14 protein-coding genes are annotated in these 20,852 nt (G+C 57.9%); 1 reads left to right on the forward strand and 13 read right to left on the reverse strand.

Annotation, left to right across the window (positions count from 1 at the left end; genetic code table 11):
- Positions 1 to 6 precede the first annotated feature (6 nt).
- The 6 genes from OSC50_RS23795 to OSC50_RS23820 form a co-directional block, all read right to left on the reverse strand.
- On the reverse strand, positions 7 to 687 hold the full coding sequence (locus OSC50_RS23795) for a CsgG/HfaB family protein (protein ID WP_034136417.1): 681 nt from the start codon (positions 685 to 687) through the stop codon (positions 7 to 9).
- Between the two features lie 40 nt (positions 688 to 727).
- Positions 728 to 1,309 carry a hypothetical protein gene (locus OSC50_RS23800; RefSeq protein WP_266245368.1) on the reverse strand — a complete coding sequence of 194 codons (582 nt, stop codon included), beginning with the start codon at positions 1,307 to 1,309 and terminating at the stop codon, positions 728 to 730.
- 164 nt (positions 1,310 to 1,473) lie between these two features.
- Positions 1,474 to 2,091 carry a hypothetical protein gene (locus OSC50_RS23805; RefSeq protein ID WP_266245365.1) on the reverse strand — a complete coding sequence of 206 codons (618 nt, stop codon included), beginning with the start codon at positions 2,089 to 2,091 and terminating at the stop codon, positions 1,474 to 1,476.
- Positions 2,092 to 2,146: 55 nt separating this feature from the next.
- Positions 2,147 to 4,735 carry an autotransporter family protein gene (locus tag OSC50_RS23810; protein WP_266245363.1) on the reverse strand — a complete coding sequence of 863 codons (2,589 nt, stop codon included), beginning with the start codon at positions 4,733 to 4,735 and terminating at the stop codon, positions 2,147 to 2,149.
- Between the two features lie 621 nt (positions 4,736 to 5,356).
- Positions 5,357 to 6,049, reverse strand: coding sequence for a hypothetical protein (locus OSC50_RS23815; RefSeq protein ID WP_181081417.1), 693 nt, complete (start codon positions 6,047 to 6,049; stop codon positions 5,357 to 5,359).
- 77 nt (positions 6,050 to 6,126) lie between these two features.
- The gene (locus OSC50_RS23820) at positions 6,127 to 6,519 is read right to left on the reverse strand and encodes a DUF2846 domain-containing protein (RefSeq protein WP_177449824.1); all 393 of its coding nucleotides are present in this window, start codon (positions 6,517 to 6,519) and stop codon (positions 6,127 to 6,129) included.
- Positions 6,520 to 6,988: 469 nt separating this feature from the next.
- Here OSC50_RS23820 and OSC50_RS23825 point away from each other — a divergent pair, with 469 nt between their 5' ends.
- A complete protein-coding gene (locus OSC50_RS23825) occupies positions 6,989 to 7,246 on the forward strand; it encodes a hypothetical protein (RefSeq protein ID WP_034112924.1) in 258 nt (85 codons plus the stop codon).
- Positions 7,247 to 7,390: 144 nt separating this feature from the next.
- Here the strand turns inward: OSC50_RS23825 and OSC50_RS23830 are convergent, their stop codons facing one another.
- The 7 genes from OSC50_RS23830 to OSC50_RS23860 all read right to left on the reverse strand — a co-directional run bounded on the left by OSC50_RS23830 (position 7,391) and on the right by OSC50_RS23860 (position 20,568).
- The gene (locus OSC50_RS23830) at positions 7,391 to 7,999 is read right to left on the reverse strand and encodes a hypothetical protein (RefSeq protein WP_181081416.1); all 609 of its coding nucleotides are present in this window, start codon (positions 7,997 to 7,999) and stop codon (positions 7,391 to 7,393) included.
- Positions 8,000 to 8,279: 280 nt separating this feature from the next.
- Positions 8,280 to 8,414 (reverse strand): HNH/ENDO VII family nuclease, encoded by a 135-nt coding sequence (locus OSC50_RS23835; RefSeq protein ID WP_243269837.1) that lies wholly within the window; start codon positions 8,412 to 8,414, stop codon positions 8,280 to 8,282.
- Positions 8,415 to 8,619: 205 nt separating this feature from the next.
- Positions 8,620 to 8,913, reverse strand: coding sequence for a hypothetical protein (locus OSC50_RS23840; RefSeq protein ID WP_266245357.1), 294 nt, complete (start codon positions 8,911 to 8,913; stop codon positions 8,620 to 8,622).
- 475 nt (positions 8,914 to 9,388) lie between these two features.
- Positions 9,389 to 9,661 (reverse strand): hypothetical protein, encoded by a 273-nt coding sequence (locus OSC50_RS23845; RefSeq protein WP_181081414.1) that lies wholly within the window; start codon positions 9,659 to 9,661, stop codon positions 9,389 to 9,391.
- Between the two features lie 390 nt (positions 9,662 to 10,051).
- On the reverse strand, positions 10,052 to 10,777 hold the full coding sequence (locus tag OSC50_RS23850; protein WP_266245354.1) for a hypothetical protein: 726 nt from the start codon (positions 10,775 to 10,777) through the stop codon (positions 10,052 to 10,054).
- Positions 10,778 to 10,781: 4 nt separating this feature from the next.
- Entirely contained in the window at positions 10,782 to 18,815 is an 8,034-nt protein-coding gene (locus tag OSC50_RS23855; protein ID WP_266245352.1) for a two-partner secretion domain-containing protein, read from the reverse strand.
- A 31-nt stretch (positions 18,816 to 18,846) separates the two neighbouring features.
- Entirely contained in the window at positions 18,847 to 20,568 is a 1,722-nt protein-coding gene (locus OSC50_RS23860; protein ID WP_266245350.1) for a ShlB/FhaC/HecB family hemolysin secretion/activation protein, read from the reverse strand.
- Between the last annotated feature and the right edge of the window lie 284 nt (positions 20,569 to 20,852).

Below are 20,852 nucleotides of genomic sequence, written 5' to 3' on the forward strand. Positions count from 1 at the left end.
TGCTGATCAGTTGCGCGGGTTCCAGGCACCGGCGTTGATGCCGTCGACCAGGCGATTGATCGCTTCGCGCATGGCCAGGTCCAGGACCTTGCCATTGAGGGTGGAGTCGTAGCTGGCGGTGCCGCCGAAGCCGACCACTTCACGGTTGGACAGTGCGTACTCACCGGCGCCCTGGGTGGAATACACCACTTCGGAGGTGTTGATGTTGACGATATTCAACGCGACTTTGGCGTAAGCCACCTGGGTCTTGCCACGGCCGAGGATGCCGAACAGCTGGCGGTCGCCGGTTTCTTTGCGGCCGAACTCGGTCACATCGCCGGTCACTACATAGTCCGCGCCCTTGAGCTTCTGCACGGTGCCTTTGATTTTGGCTTCCTGGGAAATTTCGCCCATGTTGTCGCGGTCCAGCACGCTGAAGCGGTTGGTCTGCTGCAAGTGGGTGATGAGGATGGTCTTGGCCTGGCCGCCGAGACGGTCGACGCCGTCGGAGAAGATGCCGCGCATGTAGCTGGAGCGGTTGTCGAACTTGCCCACGGCAATCGGCACACGCACGCCGGAATAGGCGACGTTGGCGCTGGCGACTTGTTCCACCGGCATCGCGCGGTTGCTTTCGGTGGCGCAACCGGCCACGGTCAGCAGCGCTGCGGCGGTGAGGCCGGACAGCAGGGTTTTGCAGAGTGTTTTCACAAGGTGCTCCTAAGTGGAAAATCGGGTGCAACCGATAACGCTAGCGGGACGGAATATCGCGCAGGTCATCGACAATGAAACGGCTCAATAAACCGGTATAGAACGTCTCGACGCTGGAGTTGCCCGTGTTGGTCAACACCCCGGCCAAGGTCTTCATGTTCTGCCAGTCACCTTGGTATCCGCGCGGCATCAGCCCCTCGCGCACCTGGGAAAAATGCAGCACCTCGGCACCGGCCCTCTTGACCTTCACCTGGTAGTTGAAGTCGACACTGGCGAGGATGGTGTTGTCGTCAACGATGGTCGTGATGAAACCGCCCTTGGAGTCTTGAATGCGACGGGTGTAGACCACGTTCACATCCAGCAGGTAATCGGCTTTGTCTTTGCTGGTGGCGTAGCGCTTGGCCTTGAGCAGACGGTCGACCAGATCGACGCCCAGTTGCTGGCGCACTTTGTCATCGGGCAGGAAGCGTTCGTTCTTGCCCACCACCTCCACATCGAAAGTGTCGAGCCAATACGTGGCGGTTTTGGGAATGGTCACCGGCACCGGCGAGATGTAGTAATCCGGCTTGGAGGCGCAGCCCGCCAGGAGGCAGACGGCGAGGAATACGGCAAATGCGCGCATGTCTGAATTCGTCCCTGAAAAGTATCGTGCTTTAAACAGTGGCGGCATTTTACGGAGTTGAGAGGGGTTCTCAAGATGTTTCGTGCAGGAGTGAGCTGGCTCGCGAATAAACAGAGAACACCGCAGGCATTGAACATGCCTGCGGTTTGGTTACCGACCTCAGCTCACTTGATCAGGTCCGGCCGAGAGGCCCTAAGCATGGCCTCGTTGACCGCGCCCTGCACGGAACAGGTGATCATGCCTTTGCTGGTCTTGGCCAGGTCACTGGGCGCGGGCTCGACCATCAAGATCCGCTCGGCCGTATCGGTAACCAGCTTGCCCGCGGTGTCGCCGCCCTCTGGCACCCAGGCCGATTGCTTATGCGACCAGATCTGCGGGCGGGCATAGATCCCGTTGGCCTTCTCCAGTTCGGTGCCCGGCGCTTTGCTCAGCTGTGCGTAAAGTGCGTCGGGCGCCTGCTCGGTGTAGAAGCCCCAGCCGATAATGCGCGAGCCCATCAGGTCCTGGTCTTCGGCGAAAAAGCCGGTCAGGGTTATGCCGTCGAGTGTCAGCGGCGTATCGAACATCCAGCGTTGGCCCATATCGGTCTTGGTGCCGCCGCTGAAGGTGAGCTTGCCGCTCTCCAGCCCATGGGGCACACGCTCCTTGAGGCCTGGCTGGTTCACCACCGCCAGGGAGTTCTGGTCGCACGCGAGGAAACCTTGCAGGGCCGGTGCTGCGGCGAAGCTGCTGGTGCAGGTCGCCAGCGCAGCGAGCGATATGAACAGACGATGCAGTTTCATTGAAAGCTCCTTGAATCCAAAAAAGCTTAGGAGCGAGCTTGCTCGCTCCTCGCAGTTAAAAGGCGTAGCGCGCCTTGAGCATCACGCCATCGGCATCAAAACCACTGCGCGCCTGGCGGGTGTAGCTGGCGCCGACGGTGAAGTCCGACACTTGGTAGTTCACGCCGACGCTGGCCTCATAGCTGTCACGCGCCACCGACGCACCGGTCACGGTAAACGCCGAACCGCCGGCCACGAAGCTGGAGGTTTGCGCCACGCGATCGCCCATCAGGTCGTGGTAGGCCATCAAGGTCGCTTCCGGCTGCAGGCTGCCCGCGCCCATCGGCAGGTGGCCGGCCAGGCGTACGCCGGCGCCCAGCTCGCCCACCTCGTAACGCTGCGAACGAGTGCTGAGGGAGGCCGATGAACCTTTCTCGTCGTAGCCATCCATGCGCACGTTGGAATAACGCGCAGCCACACGCGGCTCGATCACCACTGCCTGCGACGGCTTGAAGCTGTAGCCGCCGATCACACTGGCCGACAACACATTGCTGTCATAGCTGCCCTTGGCGGTGGTGCCGGCGATGTGGCGCTTGCTGTCGTTGTCGTTGTGGCCATAGCTGAGGCTGGCGTCGGCGAACCAGTTTTGCAGCGACCAGTTACCGTACAGCGACAGCGCGTGGCCTTCGACGTCGGTCTTGTTGCCCAGGTCGGAGTGGAGGTTGGAATTGAGGTAGCTGTACGCCACGCCCAGGATCGTGGTGTCGTTCATACTGCCATCCACGCCGACCGCCATGCCGCTGCTGTTGGCCGAGTAGCCGTTATCGCCGCCACGGCCATCCTGGTCCATGTTGCTGCTCAGGCCCTGCACCCACACGCCGCCGACCTGATGGCTTTCACGCTGGTCGGTGAGGCGGTTGAAGATTGCACCGTTGACCACGGTTTGACCGGACAACGCCACATCGAGGGCGCCGCGGTTGACGTCCGGCTTGAGCTGGTCACCCACCTGCGCCAATTGCTGCGCGGTGCCGGCGTTGGCCAGGGCCTGGAACACTTGGTCGTCCTGGCCGAGCTGGCCGAGTACGCCGTTCTTGAACGTGTTGACCGCCGTGGCCGACGCCGCACTGGCGCCCACACCGGCCAGGTCCTGCTGCACTTGCTGGTTGTCCTTGACCGCCACCACGGCCTTGACCGTTTGCGCATCGGCCGAGTAGCTGAGCACGTTGAGCAACGACGAAGAACTGGCCACGGACAGCCCATTGTTTTGCACGCTGGTGGCTTGCAGCAGGGTGTATTGGGTGCCGTTGTGAGTGCGCGCGAAATCGCCCGGTTGAGCGCTGACCGTAAGCTTCGACGACGGTGCAAAGCGGGCGACGCCGTTGACGGTGAGGTATGGCGTGGTCGGCACGACGCTGTCGGACAGGTGCATATCGATGCCCGCGCCGCTGGCGACGTTGAGGTTGCCGGTGATGGCGGTACCTGGGGCAGCGAGGTTCAGCGAGCCGGAATTGACCGAGACGGGGGCGATGATGCGCTGGCCGCTGAAGCCGGCCTGGCCGTCGATGTTGACCGCGTTGAGGTTGAGCAGGTCGCCGACGATATTGCCGCCAGTCCAGTTCAGGGCAGCGAGGTTGGCGGCGTCGATGGCGGTGCCGGAGTTGCTGCGGATTTCGCCGGCTTGTTGGTTGATTTCAAACGTCGCGACCTGCTTGGCCGCATCGACCTGAATCGCTGTGCCGTCCGCTGCGACGAGGCCACGGTTGACGATACCGCGCGCGCCCGTGGCGCTGTTTTGCGCAAAGCTGGCGCCGGAAAAGTCGAAGGCATTGGCAGACGCGCCCTTGGCTTCAATGATGCCGGTGTTGAGGATGTAATCGACGGTGCCGGCATAAAATGTCAGCCCCTTCGCCTCATTGCCATTGGCGGAAACCAGTCCGCTGTTTTCAATCCGCAGGGGGTTGGTGGCGGTTTCCACTTCCACGCCCCAAGCGCCGTCGCCTGTTGCGGTGATCGAACCCGAGTTGAGCAGCTTGCCACCGATAGTAGTCGGCGTTCCGCTGTTGACGTCGAGGACCAAGCCAATCGCATCCGGGCCGGCCATATCGATCACACCGGTGTTGGAAACATCACCCGCAATGGTAGTGCCATGCAGATAAATGCCTTCACCGCCACCCAGGTAACCAGGAGTCGTTACAGTACCCACCGGTGGCGTCGAGCGGATAGTGCCGGAGTTGATGACGCTGCCGCCAATCGTGGTGGCGCCGATCTCAAGCCCTTCATAACTGCCGTTGCGCATCAGAACGTTGCCCGCCTGAATCACATCTCCCGTGACAGTGCCGGGGTTCAAATTGGCGGGGCCCGTCCAGAACATCGGGTCGATAGCGATTGCACGAATAGTGTTGCCTTGTGATTCCAGCGTGATATCTGCGCGATTGATCAACGAACCCTGGATATGAGTATCGGCGACACCCAGCCCGGCTGGGGGCGAATGGGTCGGCGTGGTGATCTGCGTGGTCTGCCCGGTGAGGATCAGCGACTCGTTGTAGGTCTCGCTGACAAACTGGGTCTTACCTGCGCCAAGGTCAACTTCCACCGCCAGCACCTGCGTGCTGATTGCGCCAACCATGATTGCCAACAGACTTTTCTGGAACGGCTTACGCGTCATTTCAAACTCCATGAACTACAGGTCAAAGCCGCCAACAGGCCCGGCGGCAGTAGGTGTATCGAACGACGGGATCAAAGGTCCCGGATGCATGCCCTCGGCGCGTTTGCCGAACGCGCAGGCGCGCGCCTTAGCACCGCACAAGGCAGTGGCGAAGAAGGGAATAAAGGGGGGAAAAGCTCACATCAATCCTTAATGTCTTTGAAAACGCTGCAGTCCATGCAGCCGACCGCGTGCGGGTAGGCGCGGTAAAGACCTTCAAATGTACGAAAAGGTTCAGGTTTGTGTCGGAAAGTTGTGCGGTCGGTCACAGGGTGACGAGGTAAGTGGCGTTTGCCGAGGGGTCTGCATCCCTGCGTAATTGCCCCCAGGCTCGAAAGCTTTATGGAAAAGTCGTCCCAATGCGCGCGCTCTTTCGAGAACCCAGCAACGGCACCCGAAAGACATCCAGCATCAGCACCAGGATCAGCACGCCGCCGACGTAGAGAGCATGAACACGTTTACGCGGCACATTGGGCGCGCCGCTGTAGCGACGGGCCCCAGCCGGGTATGAGACAGGCCATCAGGAAGGCCTGGAGGGAGAGTTTTGCGGGTTTCATCAAAGGTCCTTTATCCGGCGACTGCCTACTTAAGCTCTTGCACCAGATAACGCCCGGAAATCTGCGTAATACCGGTGAGCGCCCGGCGCAGCGCCTCAGGGTCTGTGCGGTAGGTGAGCGGCGTGTAGCCATAGACATTCTGGCCATTGAACGGCGTGATCGCCTCACTGGTGCGCCAGACCATTTCATCGCCGCGATTCATCTGCGCCAGGACGTTGAGGGTGGGATAAATCACGCTGCTGAAACCTTGAGTCAGGCGAAAGCCCCACTCGGCCACGGTCAGCTGGATCTGCGCATCGGCGGGTTCATCGTCGCCCACCACCTTGAGCGTTGAAGTCTTGCCCAGCGCGTCGATAAAGCCCTGTTTGAGCAGCACGCCCAGATCGATTTTTTCTGCCTCCATCACCGTCAAAATGGCCACCGGCGTCGGCATCTCAGCCAACTGCCCAAGCTTCATGCCGGCGGCAAACCCGGCGCCGCTCAACGCTGCAGTGCCCACCTTGGACGCACCGCTGGCCATGCCGACGCCCGCACCAACCCCAGCCCCCAGGGCCGCGCTCCACGCTTGCTCACGGCCGAAGTACACCATGTTCTTTTCCCACTTCACGGGCAGGACTTTGACGGTCTTGATCTGCGCACGGTTTTCGGGGGTGAGGGGGTGGCTGACACAACCGCCGAGGATGAGAGTGGTGAGGAGGATGAAGAGGAGATTTTTCACATCAGTCCTTTAATGTTCACAGGTGAATAGCGGGGCCGGCAGAGCCTTGGGCTTCGGCCGGCGCCAAACGCGTTAACTTATTTGTTTTCTTTGACAAGGGTACCCAAGGACGCATCCTTGACCAGATAACGGCCTTCCAGGTCGCTCAGCACTTTGAGACTGTTGCGCGCCACGGCGAAACCCATTTCAACTTCCTGCTTGAGGTAAACCACCTCACCGGCTTTGACGTCGATTGGCATGTCCGCCCAGTTTTCAGCCTTGGAGCTGATCACGTGCTTGCCCGGCGTCACGAAAAAATAGATGTACTGGTTACCGCGGTTGTAACCCATCTCCGAGTCGGCTTCCTTGTCATCCAGGAACACGTTGAACCGTACCAGCATCCCGACGTTGCTCGGGCGCACGACATACACCAGGCCTTTATCGGCCACGGCGGCCTTGGGCAACGAATAGCTCGCGACGTCAGCCTGCATCTTCTCTACAGAAGGCGTCGAAGAACAGCCAAACAGGGTGGCCAGGGACAGAACGACAGCGGCTTTGCAGAACAACTTGATCATGTATTTCTTCCTTGTGGGTAGCGGGTCTTATCATTGATGCACTGGGTCGTGGCCAGCCTGTCGGCGTTGTATGGCGCGAGACAAGGCATTATGCCACTACTCTGATGCCTTGCGCGGTTTTGGGTGAGGGGCTTATAGTCCGGCCGTCGTCCAACAGGGCGATCGGATTTGGCGATCCGTTGACCGTATGCGAAAGCTATCTGCTTGATTGCAGGGGCTTCCGTACCCGCATCGCTGCTCTATGGCAGCTGTGCGTGGGAGACCTCCGGGTCTGCCGGAACTCGGTCCCGGTTCGCCAACCTGCGTACAGCTGTCACCCATTCGTTTGGCGACGATAGGCGACAGCCTCACTCTACTGACCGAGGTTGTACCCATGAACAGATACATGCCCCTAACCGGCCACGACTGCACCGTCCCTGCGCTGATCATCGACACCCAGGCGCCCCTCGACGTCCTTCACGATGCCGCCGCGCATCGCATTCGGGCCGTCACCCAACTGCTGGAAAATCTGGCCTTCCGCGAACAACTCAGCAGCGATGCCGTAGTACTTTCAGACTTCGCCCACTTGCTGGCCATTCCGCTGCGCGATGGGTGCGATTTGCTAGATGTCATCAGTCGCAGGCTTAACGCCGATCTGTCCTGAGTGAAAATAGGGCGGCCTTAGTGTCGCCCGCTTTGTGCGTGAGTAGTACAACCAAATAAATCAACTAGATAAATCCGCCCCCTTTACTCACGCTTAAATAACAAGCATTTCAATTGAATAAATCCGCCTATTTTCTAGTTTGAACTACTGACCACATGGATTGACCAGCTGCAATATTTCCGGATGGCTCGTATATACGATGCTGGGATAGCGCGAGACATAAATTGCCTCGCTGGTCCGCCCGGTGGCTGTCACAAAATTACCCTCTGGCCCCACGTATGCTTTTTTCCCTTGCGGCACCATGACATCGAGCATGAGCTTTTTTTTCTTCATATCCGGTTTACTATGCGCATCCATTGGCCAAATCTGCAGCGCATAATCTTTGGTGAATAAATAGAAATTCGGTGACGTATCTCTGGACTCGTAGAGGTGAGCACACATGACGTCACTGGCCAACACTTCTAAGTCGGGCTTATAGTGCTGACTGCTATAACTGGCAAATATCAGCTTTGTTCGCGTCTGTACCGCAAGTGCATCCTGTGGACGACACGGCGCCATGTCACCATAAGGATAGGAGCACCAACTTACCTGACTCATTATGACAATATCCTCAGCCTTTATGGAAAGGTCCTTCTGGATAGAAATCTGGTCTTCGGGCTTTTCGTAGGGAATTCCTGCGCAGCCTGTTAATAGAGTGAGCTTGAACAGGATGACTAGGTAAAGACCTTTTCGGTATACGTTCCAATACTTCATTGTCGAATTTCCTTTTCTATTGTCATGACTTTCCTGCCGCTGATAAATGGATAAACTTGAATCAGGAAAAATAGAGGTCAGACCACCAATATACATTGATGCATTAATCGCGGTCTGCCCCCTATTTTCATTCTTTTAAGATTCACACCCAATAGGTGCGAGGCCGTTCGAATAATACTCGAACAGCAGCGCGATGTGGCCCTACACAAAAAACCGCCCTCAAATCAGGGCATAAACCAGAAAGCAAAAAACACTTTCAGATGAGGGTACTTCCCAGTGTTCATAGGTTGATCACAGAACCAACTTCTGCAAGTGAACCACGAGTACCAGCGAACCCATTAACTTCAGTTTGCGAGAGGTGATGTAACTCGACTGATTTTCCATCATACCCAATTGGTGCTCGACCCGAGGCAATCCTCTCAAGGTTTGAGTCTTGAACAGTTTTACCTCGTACTCTCCAGGTCGATAGGGCCTCTGGATCAAAGAGGTCGTTACGTTGATAGACAGTCCTATCTAAAACTGTTGTTTTATTCCAAAAAGCACCAGCTTTAGGCGTTGTACTTGCAACATCACTACCCGCCGTCGTGCCCGTACCAGCAGAACCCGTCCCTTTTGGACCATCAGCCTTTTAAGCGTTCTAACAACTCGACCATCGCCTGTGGATCACGCTCCACAAGCTCTTCAACCAAATCTTCCGCTGCCCAATGCAGAATCATGTCCCCTCCCCCACCATCCTTGCAGAGGATGAGATCAGCTGACAAAGAAGAGTCAACAACATTGACTTCTCTATCACTGAGTGCCCTCAAACCGCCATAACCATCATAAGGAATGACCCAGTAAAAGCGCTCGTTCTCTATCCAGTAAATCCCAAACACCTGCACGGGCTCTTCTCGCCCAATTTCTCGAATAATCATTCCACATCACTCAATAGTCCTACCGGGCTGCAGCAAAGGGGGCAGCTGCTGCGGCGTGGTAATTTTCATATCGTATGCTTTACCGGTTGCGGAGTTGTATTGATAGTGGAGGGTTATATTTTCTCCGCTAGGCAGACGGTGACTTACTTCCATTTTTTTTCGTCCCTCACTCCGCGGAAGGTCTTTATCACCAGCTAGTTTTGATCACGACCGGCTGAAGGATTTTCTATCACCCTGTTCCACAAAGTCTCTCGTTCAGATCTCTTGGCACCGTTGACTGATAGCTCTTTGCTGTTGAATGCGTTGCGTAGTCTGGAGCAGAAAATTCATCGGCAGCATTTTCTCGACCATAATAATCTCTATTTACTCTAGAACTTTCAGTAATAGCAACCGGGCTATATGGATCATCCACAATAGTAGGTTTACCGCCACTGAAACCACCAGAACCGCCACCTTTTGCACCGTCAAGAAAGCTCTAAGAGTTCAACGGATCCCAAAGCACTCTCTTTACATACGCTATTGATTCCTCTTCAGTATCGAAGTCTTGGACTTCATAATCATCATTCAAAAGCATTTCTCTCCAACGCACACTGTTATCTTCGAACGCTGCAGCCAGCTCAGCTTTCATCTCATCCAGCTTTCCACTTGATATCAAGCCTCTTAGGTATATATTTTTAGCAGCTTCCTCCTGAAAACCAAAGTCTGCAGAAAATATAGTCTTTAGCATATAGCGAATATTTTCATACATTATAATGTCCACTCTATTTTGGCAACGGCGCTGGAAAAATAGTGATAGTCTCCAAACATTTTTGCCAGGATTAAAACAGGAACACTAGCGTATCCAGCGAGGGAATAATCAACTTCTTTACCGTCGAACCTTACATCGAGAGTATATGTGCCTGGCTCCATAAAATTAACTGGAGGATCACTGAAATGCCAGTTATCTACATGATGTACATCTCCGAGCACCCACCTATCGCAGACAGTTATATCTTGTCGCATTAAGTAGTACCTCATATCAGCCCCTCAGTAAATGAACAGATCTTTCAACTCTGATTTAAATAAATCTGTCCATTTTTCGCCGTTCACTTCCTCACAGCCCCTTATCAATCCAGCTTTCATTGCACGGATCTAGACCTCACGCTTTAAATAAAATCTTTCTCAGCATGACTTGCCTCTCAGCCTGGATTCCTACATCAGCTGTGAAACACTGCTCGCAAGCAACAATCTTCAAAACACTACCCAAATTTTCCACGGAAAAACAGTCGACATTCATCAACTCTTTTTCGTCCACGTCTAATGAGTTAAGCAGAGACTTACTAACCCACATTGGCGAACCAACAGCCTCTATATAACCTTTCCTTAAAACCCAGCGCCCAGGATTATTTGATATATCTACAACCTCTTGGGTAAGCGGGAAAGGTAATCCATTGCTTTTTTTAGGTAGATGGGAGTGCTCAACATTGGCCGCTTCGAAGAGTGTGATATTCTCGGCATTTTGCCACCGATCATACTCAGCATCGTAAACTCGAGCCTGAACGAAAGCTGGCTCATCTATTAGTGCAGCAATCAAAGAGTGCGCCATCTCAAGAGAATTTGCGAGGTTCTTTATATCTAATCGGCACAGTTCTTTATCCGCCACAAGCGAAAACTCGATAGAACCACCCGCCAACTCAACAAAAAAACTCTTGCGCTTATTTTGTTTCAAGTAGCGCAAAACTTCACCAAATAACATTTTTTTGCCGGTGAATCCATCAATTACCTCGAATTCCTTAAAGTCATTGAGCTGTTGCACCAATCGCACCCATACATTTGGCGAGCTATCGTACAAGCCTTCACTAAAAACAACTTCAATGTCAAACATATGATTAGCCGCCAAACTCTTTGATAATGACAGTAATATTACGCTGCTTACCATACTCTATAAGCTTACTCGAATCAGCCAACCCACCAGGCTGAACTCGTATATCCAGAATCTTCGTCGCTGGGATACCATCCACAGTAATTTTCGAACTTTGCAAGTTATCTATATGCGTTCTCATATCATAAGACCACCCTTTACCACGCGTATCAATTGTTTTCAAACTTACTACATTATTTTCAAGCTGAAAGTCAATGACCGGAAAATTATTGGATTTAAATGGTTGTCCTGTCTTGGGATTTATTAAATTATCCGTTCGAGCCCAGTCCTTATAATCTGTGTCTGTTAGCGTTGACTCAATCTGCCTGCCCCGAGCACGAGGCTCAAGATCCCAGACGTTTTTCCCGCCTTCCGGCATGAGATCCGGTTTAGAAGGTTGGGGCTGCTTTTTACCACTGGCAATGGCGCGTTTGTACGCCAAGGCACCAGCAGCTGTACCTAAGCCAACGGCAAGAGCGACTTTCAGATCGTTAGTGATCTCTTGCGCCTGCGCGTCACTAAGGTTCCATTTCGATTTAAGCGTATCGACCATAGCTCCTACAGTATGCTCAGTCGTCGCTGTTGCTAGCATCTCCTGGAATTCAAAGTTTGAGTTAATGAGGTTCTGTACTGCTTCTCGAGCCTTCGGCGAGCCATATTCCACAATATCTTTGATGGGGTTCAGGTCTGCCATGGTATTGGCGACTTCTTTCGATCGTGCCGCACAAGTCGAAGGATCAGCCTTACAGCCCGCTATCGCTTCAATATCCTGCTGAAGACTTAACTCCTTAAATTTACGAGTGGTGTCTTCAATGCAGGAGGTATCCGTGCACGCGGCTATTTTCTTGGCGGCTCTTTCAAGTTGATTGTGATTTAGATAGTTGTATTGCGTTCCGTTCTGAGCGACCCAACTGCCCTTCTCAAGCTTGGACGCATCGACATCCCCTTGTGCTGCTGCAGCTAGCACACCGACGATTTGCGAACTCATCGTAAGCAAGTCATCGTCGCCTTTGACCAAGGAGTCCAGATGAGTGACTAGAGCCTCGCTTGCTCCTGCTGCCAATGCTCCGGTTTTGAAGTCTCCACCAGTGGCCTCCGCTAACAGCCCACCTACCATGGCATGAATCGCGACCTTTGGTGCCGAACCATCTGCGAACACATTTTTCGTGTAATTACCCAACAAATTAAAACTGGCAGCCGCCAAAGTGTTAAACAACGCATTTTTAAGCGCATCGCTGGCACTGCCACCTTGCCCGAGCGCTTTGCTCAACAACATGGAAGTGCCACTTTGCAGCGTTTGGTTAGCCGCAAATTGGCCGACACCCCGCCAGCTATTCAGTATTCCTGGCGTTGTGATTTTCCCTGTTGCCGTGTTTGTTTCGGTTCCAGTCCAATCACCAAAATATTCCGCCGTCAGACCGGCTGTAGCACCGGCAATGACATACCCCTTCATAGCATCCGAAGAAGTAACATCCTTGAGCACAGCGCCTAGGTTGCCCCGATTGTTGACTACGCTGACAGTCGCGTTCGTAGACGCGCCCGCCGCTACAGCACCAGCGACAGCGCCCACAGTGCCACCACCTGCCGCGACTGCTGCTAGTGGCCCAACCACTGCTGCCATCACAATCGCAATAATGATCTGCGAAGCAGGCCCCAGGCCCGAGTTGCTGTACTTGAAGCTGTCGTGGATCTCCTTGACCTGCCTCCAGTCCACATCGCCACGCTTCTCAGCATCCTTGATCCAAGCTAACTGTGGATCGGCCTTAACCATCGCATCAATGGACTGGCTGACTGTCTCCTGATTGACCTGGTTAATGTCGATCTTCAAACCGGCGACAGCTTTGATTGCCACATTGCCTTCGGCGATCAGCTGACTCTGGCGGACGGTCTCGTCGGTGTTGCCCTTGCCCTTGGAAGAAACCCAGAACGCGTTGTTATTACTCTTCTCATGGCTCTCTTGATGCAGATCCTTGACCGCTTCAAAAGTAATCGCGCCACCACTGTCCAGAGTGATGTCCTTGCCGCTTTGAAGCTTGGCAAGTTGATAGGTCTGATCTCCTTCACTCTTGAGTATCAGGTCGCCGCCGGTCTTGATTTCAGTACCGACGTTGGTAATACGAGTGACCTCGTCGCGCTGGGTTTTCTTGGAACCCCAGCCGCTGTTTTTCTTCATGTCATACAACGTATGCGTACTGTTCTCAGCCGCCAACAAACTCAACTTATCCCCGCTATACAGATAAGCCTCATTCCCCGCGCTGATCCTGCTCGCCACGATCGTGGTGTCACGCCCGGCCTGGCTGACAAAATCCCCACCCGCCGTCAGTACGCTGGCCACTTGGGTGGTCTGCTCGTCTGCGGTCTTGATGCGTTTCTTGCCGTGCTTTTCCTTGCCATCGACGTTGTGCATGTCGCTGACGGAGGCGATGTTGAGGTCGCGGCCGGCGGCGATGTTGAGGTCTTTGCCGGCGGTGGCGGTGCTGCCGATGATGTTGACGTCTTGCCCGGCTTGCATGTTGATGCTGCCGCCCGCCGTGACGCTGGCGGCGAGGTTTTTGACGTCGGTGGTGATGCTGGATTTCTCGCCGCCGTCGCGGATCTCGTGCTTGACGCTGGTGTCGCTGGCGGCGATGAGGTTGAGGTCGCGGCCTGCGGTGAGGTTGGCGTCATTGCCGGCAGTGAGGGCACCCCGGTTGGTGAGGTCGCGGCCAGCGTCCATGGCCAGGTTTCCGCGGGCGACGATGGTGCCGCCGCTGCCGTCGGTGAGGGTGCGCATGCCGACGCCGTCACGCACTTGGATAGCAGTGGTGTCGTTGGTGATGTCGCCTCGCAGGGCGGTGAGGCTGACTTGCTTGCCGCGAATCTCACCGGCCATGGCGTTGCGGATGCTGTCCTGGGCCAGCAGGCTCAGGTTGTTGCCGGCCTCGACCAGGCCGCTGGTGTAGAGGCTGCCGCTGCTGACGGCGGAGAGGTTGTTGCTGGCGCGCAGGGTGCCGACGTTGATCAGGTCACCGCCGGTGACCAGGTTGAGGTCGCGGCCCTGGATCAGGCTGTTGCCGCGTACGTTGCGCGACTCGGCCTGGGCCAGGTAGAGCACGGGCACCAGGACGGTCTGGCCGTCGACCACGCGGTTTTCCATCCACACGATGTCGTGGGTCAGGGCGCCGACTTGCTGGCTGGTGAGGGTAACACCCAGGCTCAGGCGCAGCGCATCTTTGCTGGCCAACGCGTTGTCCATCAGGTAGCGGAACTGGTCGGCGTCGCTGTACAGGCCGCCGGCGAGGAAGCGTTGGCCGGTTTGGGCGAGCACGGCGTCGCGGATCAGGCGGGTTTCGTATTGGCCATCGCCGAGGCGGCGCCAGGCGTTGTCTGAGCTGAAGCCGAGTTTGCCGAGCATGTAGTCGGAGCTGAAGAAGCCCGTGAGGGAGGCGAACTCGGGGTTGGTCTCGATCAGGTAATGGCTGGTCGGGTCAGGATTTTTAACGAACAGGCCGTACTCGCCCTTGGGCAGTTGGAAGTTAGGCGAGGTGGTCGGGTCGACCGGGGCGAAGGCGGTGCCGGTGTAGTCCACGGGCACGAAGCCGCCGCCGGGGGCCGCGCCTGCTACGGGCAGGATGCTGCCGGCGGCCTTGGCGCTCGGGTCGTTGGCGTGTTTGCTCAGGTTGATGTTGATGCCACCGACGGGGATGCCGGTCTGGTCGTCGCCGAGGGTGCCGGTCAACTGGGCCAGGGTGTTGTTGTGCAGCGTGCCGTTTTGCAGGGTGCGGGCGACGTTGAGGTTGACCGTGCCGCCGGCTTGCAGGGTGGCGTCGTAGCCGGGGCCACTGTTGTTGGTCCAGGTGGTGACGTCGCTTATGTGCTCGAAAGGATAGCTATTGGGTGAGCGGTTTTTCAGCTCTTCAAAGCGCGCCTTATCGAAATGCCCAGCCGCCGTGGCCGCATTGAAAGCGGGAACGTCGACCCATTGCATGCGTTCAAATAAATCGTCGGAGACACGTCCTGGCGTGGTGACGACAATCTTGCGCTGCCCTGTGCGAGTGGCGGCACCCTGGTTAAGCAGGTCACCGGCGGCAATACTCAGGTCGCCATTGGCAGCCATCAGGCTGTAGCGATTCTGCACATTGTCGCCTTGCAGCAGCATGTTTTTGCCAGCTACCAGGCGCGCCGCTGCCGAATCCTTGGTCGCCGCCTCAAGGTAGGTCTCGTAGATGGTGATGATGCCTTTTTCCCACCAATCTTTTTCGCCGCAGTGCTGGCCACAGATCCAACTCAAGCTGCCGGTGGTCAGCGTCTGCCCGAGTTCGAATTCATCTTTGGCGTTTTCGATAAAGCCCGCATTGATACCGATCGAGCCTTCGCTTTCCACGGTGCCGGAACGGTTACTGAACAGCGCGGCACGGCCGCCATCGCGCGCGGCGAAGCTCAAGTCGCCTTTGCTGTAGACGTCGCCATGAAGGTTGCTGAAACCATTGGCGCGCAGAGTCAGGTTGCCACCGCTGAACAGCAGCGAATCGGCCGCGTTGGTGATGCCATTGACCGCAGTGAGATTTACCGCACCCTGGGCGCCGAGGGTGCCGCGGTTATTGATCTGCGCCGCGGCGATATCCAGTTGCTGACGCGCAGTGAGGAAACCGAGGTTGTCCAGGGTGCCGCCCAGGGTCAGGCGGGTATTGTTGGCCGCCAGGCGGCCGCCGTTCTGGCTGAGGTTGTTCGCCGCCACGGTGAGTGTCTGCAGGGCCGACACGCGGCCGCTGTTGCTCATGTCGCCAGTGGTGATGCTCAGGTCACCGTCGCTGAGCAGTTCGCCGCCGTTGTCCAGGCTTGCCACATTGAGGACCAGGCCCTTGCCGCTGGCCATGCGGTCGCCGGCCTTGAGGGCCAGGCCTTGAGCACTTTTGTAGGTAAGCACTTCGTTGAGTTGCAGGCGACCGAGCCCGTCGACTTTGCCGAACGCCCAGTCGGCGGTGCCCATGCCGTTGATAGTGCCCTGGCTGCCGTTGAGGCTGGCGGTGTTGATGCGAAACAGGCCGCTGCCGGCGTGCTGCAACAGGCCGGCCTGATTATTCAGGCTGGTGGCGTCGAGGCTGAAGGCCGTGCTGCCGAATTCGAGGGTGCCGCCCTGGTTGTTCACCGCGCCGCTGAGGTTGAGGCTGCTGCTGGCACCGCCAAGCGCGCGCAGTTGGCCGTTGGCGCTGTTGTCCAGGTTGCCACCGTTGAGGCTCAGCCCCTGGTTGGCTTCGATCAGGCCGCCCTGGTTGGTGAGGGTGTCGCGTGAGGTCAGGTTGAGCAGGTTGCCGCTGACCTGGCCGCCCTCGCTGTTGTCGAGGGTGGCGCCGCTGACGGTCAGCTGTTCTTTGCCGAACAGTTTGCCGCCACGGTTGGCCAGCGCTTCGACGGTCAGTTGCAGGTTGCCGACCAGGCTCGCCATCAGGCCGCCGCTGCCGTTGTCGACCTTGTCGGCGGTGACGGTCAGGCTGTCGCCTTGCACCGTGCCGCCCTGGTTATCCAGGCTGGTGGTGTGCAACTCGGTGAGGGCGCCGCCGCTGAGGATCAGACCCTTGCGGTTGCTCACATCCTGGCCGCTGAAGCTCAAGCCCCCGGCGCCGGCCAGCAGTTGGCCGTCGTCGTTGTTATTCAGGTGCTGGGCGGTGATGTCCAGGCGCTTGCCACGCAGGGTGCCGCCGCTGTTGTCGAGGGTGGTGAGTTGCTTGACCAACACACTGCGCTCGCCCGCGTCGATCTGGCCGCCGACGTTAGTCAACAGGTCGCTGACGTTGAGCACCACGTCGCCGCCATCGCTGACCAACGCGCCTTTGTTGCTGTTGGTGAAGCGCTGCGCCGTCACATCGACGGTTTGGCCGAGCAGGATGCCGGCACTGTTGTCGAAACGCTCGCCGCGCAGTTGCAGCAGGCCTTCGCTCTGGATGCGGCCCTGGGCGTTGAGCAATTGGCCCGGGCCTTTGAGCAGCAGGCTTACGCCCTGGGCGCCACCGGCGAGCAAGCCGGCGCTGCGGTTGTCGAGGCCGGAGGCGCGTACGTCGAGTTGGTCACCCAATACGCGTCCGGCGCGGTTATCGATATCGCCACCGGCGACGTCGAGCAGCAATTGTTTGCCGACGATGACGCCGCTCTGGTTATCCAGGTTCGCGGCGTGCAGTTCGATATTGCCCTGCCCGGCCTGCACGCGGCCCTGGGCGTTATTGAGCTGTTGCGCGGCGGTGAGGGTCAGCTTGCCGGTGTCGGCGCTCAATACGCCGCCGGCATTGCTGCCGAGGGTGCCGGCGTTGACGGTCAGGTCGGTGCTGGCCTGGGCGAAACCCTGGGCGTTGTTGAGGCCGTTGGTGACGGTGAGGTTGAGCGCGCCGCCGTCGGCCTGGATCAGGCCCTTGAGGCTGTTGTCGAGCTCGGTGGCATTGACGTTGGCGGTCTTGGCCACCAGCACGCCGTTCTGGTTATTGAGCTTGCCGGCGTTGAGCGTCAGCTCGTTGGCGATGATTTGCCCGCCGCTGTTGTTCAGGTCGGCACTGGTGAGTACCAGGCTGCCGCCGGCCATCTCGATACGGCCCTGGTTGTTCAGGGATGCGCTGTTGAGCGTGGCGGCCTGGCCTTCACCGAAGCGAATCAGGCCGCCGAGGTTGACGATGGCCGGCGAGTTGATCGCCAGGCTCTGTTCGCCGTACAGGCGCGCGGTGGCGCCCTGGTTGGTCAGTTTGGCGCTGCTGACGTCGACGGTCTTGGCCTGGATGATCGCGCCCTGGTTGGTCAGCGCCTGCGCGGCGGTGATCGCCAGGGCGCGGCTGGCCAGCAGGTTGCCGGAGGTGGTGACGGTTTGCGCGTTGACCACCAGGTCGCCGGTGGTATTGCGGCTGTTGTCGGAGGCGACGCCGGCTTCGACGATGCCGGGGTTGGTGACGGTCGCGGCGTTGAGTTCAATGCGCTGACCGGCCGCCACGCTCTTCTGGTTGACCAGGGCCTGGGCGCTGGTGATCTGCACGTTGCCGGTGGCGTAGACCTTATCGGTGAGGTCGACGTTCTGCGCAGTGACCTTGATGTTGCCGGCAGTGGCCGCCGCCTGCGCCATGCTCAGACGCCCATTGGCATCGAGCTGGATATCCCCACCACTGGCCGCCAGCGTGCCGTCGAGTTTCACCCCCACCCCGGCCTCGGTGCCCACCAGCTTGATCGCGCCGGCGTACATGCCGCCCAACGCGCTGGAGTCGATCGCCAGCTCGGGCTTGGCGCTGCCGTCGTCGGCGCGCGGTGTGGTTTTCAGGCTTTGGGCGTCCACATCGTTGCGCCCGGCGATTACGTTCAGTTCGCGCGCGTTGATCTGCGCGTTGATCTTGGCCGAGCGGGTGATGATGTCGAAGCGGTCGACGTTGCTGGCGTTCAAGCCTTCGCCGTCGATGGTCACCGCGCCGCCGTCGACCTGGTAGCTTTTCAGTTGGCCGTTCGCGTCAAGTACCGGTTTGCCGGTGGTGAGGGTGACGTTCGGCGTGTTGATAAAGCCGCAGCCGCTGCAGGTGACGCCGTACGGGTTGGCGACGATGACTTTGGCCGACTGCCCCGCCACTTCGGTGTACCCGCGCAGTTGGCTGGGGTTGCTGCCGGTGACTTCGTTGAGGATGACGCTGGCCGCGCCGCCTTTGAGGTTGGGGTTACCGACGATGTAGCCGCCCAACTGGGTGTTGGCCATGGTGCCGCTGGCGTTGTTGAGGATCACGCCGTTGGGGCCGACGTTGTATTGCTGGAACTGGTTATGAGACAAGCCTGCGCCGTTGGGCGTGGCGATGTTCACCACCGGCACGCCATTGCCCGCCGCGCCGACAGTGGTGCCCGGCGCGCTGACCACGATGCCTTCGGCCTGGGCCAGCAGCGGCTGCCAGAACAGCGCGTTGGCCAGGATCAACGCCAGCCCGCGCTTGGGCAGGCCGAAGAACGCGTCACGCGGCTTCAAAGCGGCGGAAGGTTGGCGGGCCAGGAAGGCAAATTGGCGAACATCCATTGTCAGATTCTCATTGCGGCGGGGCGTTGAATTACAGGAAGAAGTCCATACGGAAGTAGATCGGCGCTTCGCGCTCGCTCACTACGGCCGGTCTTTCCAAAGAATGGGCAAAGGTCACGCTGGTGCTGACGTGCTTGCCCCGGGCGAACAGCTCCAGGGAGTTGCTGGACACGCGGCCATGCACATCGCCGTTGTAGCGGTCGTTGCTGATCACGCCCTGGTCGTAGCCGACGCTGGCGCCGTACTCGGCAAAGGCCGGGCGCATCCAATCCAGGGTCACCGGGCGCGCCCAACGCACCTCGTTGCGCCAGTAGCCGCCGCTGTCGCCGGTCAGTTGCTGATCCTTGAAACCGCGTACCGAGGCCGAGCCGCCCAGGCTCACGCGTTGCGGGCTGAACAGAATGTCTTCGCTGCGCTGACCGGTGGCCAGGCTGGAAAAACTCAACGACTCGCCCCATAGCGTGAACGGCTGCAAATAGCTGACGGTGGCGGTGTATTTGCGGTAGCGCGAATTGGCCTGGCGGTTGCCGAACTGATCGCGCTCTTCTTCAGACTGGGCATCGAGCAGGCCGATGCCGTTCTGCATGCCCAGGTCGAGGTTGACGAACGCATTGCCGATGCGCCGACCGTGGTTGATGCCGAACTGGAGTTCGCTGAGGCGGTTGCTGCTCGGCGCGGTGCGCACGTCGAGGACGTAGTTGTTGGTACGCAGATGGGCCAGGCCGACGTTCACCGAGGTCTTGCTCACGTCGTCGCGGTGGATCACCCGCTCGGCGCGCAGCTGGTGGTTCTCGTTGTCGCCATTGAGCTTGAATTTGGTGCTGTCGGTCTGGCCGTACGTGCGGTAGTCGCTTTCGCTGTAGGTGTAGCTGAAGTTCCACCAACCCCATGGCACGTTGTAATAGAGCATGCTGTTTTTCGAGGTTTTCTGGTGGTCGCTGACCGCATCGTGGCCGCCGCGCAGCATCAGTTGGTCGCCCAGGCCCAGCGGGCTGTCCCATTCCAGGCCGGCGCCCCACTGCTGTTCGCCGGTGCTTTTCTGGCCGTCGTTGTTACGCGACAGGCTGGCGCGCCAGGGCTTTTGCGGGGTGTTCTTGACCACCACGTCACTGCCGCCGATCTGCTGGCCTGGGGTCAGTTCCATCTGCGCCTGCTTGGAGGGCAAGCGGTTGAGTTGGTCCACCAGTTGCTCGATTTCGCGCAGGTTCAGCGCCTCGCCGACCTTGCCGGGAAAGGCCATGGCCAGTTCGCGGTCGGTCACGCTGCTGCCCTCGGCGCTTTTCAGCGCTTCGAGTTTGCCTTCGACCACCAGCACCTGCAGGTGGCCGCTGGACAGGTCTTGCTGCGGCAAGTAGGCACGGCTGGTGACGCGGCCTTTGGCGATGTAATAGTCGGTGATGACCTTGAGCAGTTCATTGAGCTGCGACACGCCCAGGCACTGGCCGATGTAAGGTTTGAGCAGGCGCGCGCGGTCGGCGACGGACAGGCTGTCGGCGCCCTTGAGTTCGATGTCTTGGATCGGGAAGCAACGAGTGTCTGCCGGCGTCGTCGGAGCGGCGGGCTTGGTCTGTTTGCCGGGCAGGTCCTGAAGCTCCTGCAGGCGACGGCTCTGTTCTTCGAGCAGGCGATTCTGCCGGTCGCGGATCAGGTCCTGATCGCCGGGCGTAGGCGCGGCGGACGCACTGTTCACGCTTAAACAAGCGAGCAGGAAAGTGCACAGCGATAACCGAATCCGTGGCAATAACAGGGGCATGTTCGATCCGTCGAAAAATCAAGGGGGCGCAAACTAACATCGAACTTGCTCTAACCCAAGCACAGGGGTTAGTTGCACGCTCGCACTTACTTAACGCCTAACCTATTGATTATTAATAATAAAAAAACATCAAAAAGAACTAACGCCATTCGCTGGAGTGATTATTCCGACCAGTGGCGATTCTTTTTGAATATGAGCCGAGCACCTTGATAAATAGCCATTATTTCGCCATCAAGGTTCCGCCGAGATAGGTTAGTACCGAGAAAGCAGGAAAAGTTCGCGGG

The sequence above is a fragment of the Pseudomonas quebecensis genome, from assembly GCF_026410085.1.
Taxonomy (GTDB): domain Bacteria; phylum Pseudomonadota; class Gammaproteobacteria; order Pseudomonadales; family Pseudomonadaceae; genus Aquipseudomonas; species Aquipseudomonas quebecensis.

Coding starts and splice junctions, on each gene's coding strand:
- OSC50_RS23805 (WP_266245365.1), bottom strand. CDS start 2,091: ATGAAACTGCATCGTCTGTTCATATCGCTCGCTGCGCTGGCGACCTGC.
- OSC50_RS23825 (WP_034112924.1), top strand. CDS start 6,989: ATGCCCCTAACCGGCCACGACTGCACCGTCCCTGCGCTGATCATCGAC.
- OSC50_RS23855 (WP_266245352.1), bottom strand. CDS start 18,815: ATGGATGTTCGCCAATTTGCCTTCCTGGCCCGCCAACCTTCCGCCGCT.
- OSC50_RS23810 (WP_266245363.1), bottom strand. CDS start 4,735: ATGACGCGTAAGCCGTTCCAGAAAAGTCTGTTGGCAATCATGGTTGGC.
- OSC50_RS23860 (WP_266245350.1), bottom strand. CDS start 20,568: ATGCCCCTGTTATTGCCACGGATTCGGTTATCGCTGTGCACTTTCCTG.
- OSC50_RS23820 (WP_177449824.1), bottom strand. CDS start 6,519: ATGCAGGCTGACGTCGCGAGCTATTCGTTGCCCAAGGCCGCCGTGGCC.
- OSC50_RS23800 (WP_266245368.1), bottom strand. CDS start 1,309: ATGCGCGCATTTGCCGTATTCCTCGCCGTCTGCCTCCTGGCGGGCTGC.
- OSC50_RS23830 (WP_181081416.1), bottom strand. CDS start 7,999: ATGAAGTATTGGAACGTATACCGAAAAGGTCTTTACCTAGTCATCCTG.
- OSC50_RS23850 (WP_266245354.1), bottom strand. CDS start 10,777: ATGTTTGACATTGAAGTTGTTTTTAGTGAAGGCTTGTACGATAGCTCG.
- OSC50_RS23845 (WP_181081414.1), bottom strand. CDS start 9,661: ATGTATGAAAATATTCGCTATATGCTAAAGACTATATTTTCTGCAGAC.
- OSC50_RS23840 (WP_266245357.1), bottom strand. CDS start 8,913: ATGATTATTCGAGAAATTGGGCGAGAAGAGCCCGTGCAGGTGTTTGGG.